Origin of the sequence: Methylophaga pinxianii (genome assembly GCF_020447225.1) — a bacterium.
In the GTDB taxonomy this organism is placed as follows: Bacteria; Pseudomonadota; Gammaproteobacteria; order Nitrosococcales; family Methylophagaceae; genus Methylophaga; species Methylophaga pinxianii.
Genome location: NZ_JAJAEO010000039.1, coordinates 1 through 350, shown reverse-complemented (window position 1 = coordinate 350; position 350 = coordinate 1). Strand labels below are relative to the sequence as shown.

Sequence of the window (350 nt, the reverse complement as noted above, 5' to 3'; positions counted from 1 at the left end):
GCTACTGACTGTCCCGTCCTGGGTCTTATCCCAGGTCACCTTGAGGGAGTCTGGACCAGCGCTGGTGAAACCCACACAGACCCTCACACTGACCTGCACCTTCTCTGGGTTCTCACTCGACACAACTGGAATGTGTGTAAGCTGGCTCCGTCAGCCCCCAGGGAAGGCCCTGGAGTGGCTTGCACGCATTGATTGGGATGATGATAAATCCTACACCACATCTCTGAAGACCAGGCTCACCATCTCCAGGGACACTTCCAAAAACCAGGTAGTCCTTACACTGGCCAATACGGACCCTGTGGACACAGGCACCTACTACTGTGCACGGATACAGTGTCATGACTACAGTA

1 protein-coding gene is annotated in these 350 nt (G+C 54.6%); it reads left to right on the top strand.

All coding sequences use genetic code 11. From position 1 onward, the window contains the following. Positions 1–64: 64 nt before the first annotated feature. Positions 65–350 (top strand): immunoglobulin domain-containing protein (locus LGT40_RS16750; RefSeq protein ID WP_226343097.1); only part of this gene is annotated, 286 nt, incomplete at its 3' end.